The following is a 1,578-nucleotide window of genomic DNA, read 5'->3' as shown; positions in this document are numbered from 1 at the left end:
AAAACCATCATTCAATCTCCTTGGGGACTCCCGTTATACCCGTGTTAAGCAGCGTCTGGCACTGCCAGTAAGGGTTAGCGGGTTAGAAGTTACCGTAAGATCGGGTCGCCTTTATGGGTGATGCTCGCCCATAGCCGCTCCGCGAAAGGTCTTGCATAAAATAAAAGGGTTAAGTCTTTTGTAATCAGGCGACCCGATCTAAGGCGCGCGTCTCCGGGGAATTGGAGACGGAAACTCTTGCGATTATTGATAATTTTTACTAGTAGATAGAGATAATTAATCAACTATAAAGTGCCGATTTGCGCGCCAGCTGAAAAGCCTCACGGTGCCCTTGACCCGTAATTAAATTCGCCACGGGTCAAGGGCACCGCTGCTAGAAGCGTAAGCCAAAAGACAAGTAAAATCAATGATTTGATCTCAGAGTGTAGAGGCTATTTGGCGCGCGCCAGTAAGGATTTATGTTCTTAGGAATCTCTCGCTATAATATTTGATTTAGCGACGAGAGTAGTCAATTCGTTACCAAAACTGTTACGAGGACTATGCCCACAGTTAGCGTACTCTACGATCAAATGTAGTTAATGCTCCTTAGACCAGTCTAAAAGCTGTGGAACTCTTAGTCCCATGGCTTTTTGTTTGTTATCAACTTTTAGGATTTCCGGATAGCTTTTACAAAACCCCCTTAGAGCTTGGAATCATCCCTGCACGACGAGGATCAATTTCCACAGCCATGCGCATTGCTCTGGCAAATGCCTTGAATGTCGCTTCAATAATATGATGTGAATTGATGCCATCTAGTTGGCGGATATGTAGGGTGATCTGACTATGGTTAACCAGTGCAACAAAAAACTCTCGCACCAGTTGGGTATCATAGGTTCCGACACGCTGGGTAGGAATTTCCAAGCCATAGCTTAAGTGAGGACGTCCAGAAAAATCTAGAGATACCAGAATCAATGCCTCATCTAGGGGAGCCAGGAAATTACCGAAGCGGAAAATTCCTTTGCGATCGCTTAATGCTTTTGCCAAGGCTTGCCCTAGGGTAATCCCAACATCTTCGTTAGTGTGGTGATCATCAATTTCTAGGTCTCCCTTTGCCTGCACCTCCAAGTCAATCAGTCCATGGGAAGAGATTTGATGCAGCATATGGTCTAAAAATGGGATGCCTGTATTAGCGGTGCAGATACCTGTACCATCTAAATTCAGTGACACTTGTACATCAGTTTCCCCAGTAGTACGCCTGACTGAAGCTGTTCGCGCCTTTAACGTAGACTCTTGAGTGTTGAGAATTATCGGTCCGCTCTCGATCTGCGTCCGGTTATTGCTTACTTGCATTACATCTTTGCTCCTGTCTAACTTAACTTCATCCGCTCAATTGCCTCACAACGAACATGGGCAGCATGAGTGTGAGATCAATTGCGGACAGGGTTTATATCGTTTATACTAGATATAGTAGGGAAGACAAATTAAGAGCTAACCGCCACCTACGTGCTTAAAAATAGAACTTATTGTATTGTTCCGGAGGGTCGGGGCATCCCGTGTCGTTAATAAAGTAACCCGTGTATCCTAAGCAATAGCTGGAGA

General features: G+C 45.1%; 1 protein-coding gene. It reads right to left on the bottom strand.

Features of this window, described 5'->3' with window-relative positions; translation table 11 throughout:
- Positions 1 to 666 precede the first annotated feature (666 nt).
- Entirely contained in the window at positions 667 to 1,329 is a 663-nt protein-coding gene (gene hisB / locus F6K20_RS37850) for an imidazoleglycerol-phosphate dehydratase HisB (protein WP_287253877.1), read from the bottom strand.
- Positions 1,330 to 1,578: the final 249 nt, after the last annotated feature.

The organism is Moorena sp. SIO2C4 (assembly GCF_010672485.1).
In the GTDB taxonomy this organism is placed as follows: Bacteria; Cyanobacteriota; Cyanobacteriia; order Cyanobacteriales; family Coleofasciculaceae; genus Moorena; species Moorena producens.
Note: the sequence above shows the minus strand (reverse complement) of the source record. Positions and strands in the feature narration are given on the sequence as shown.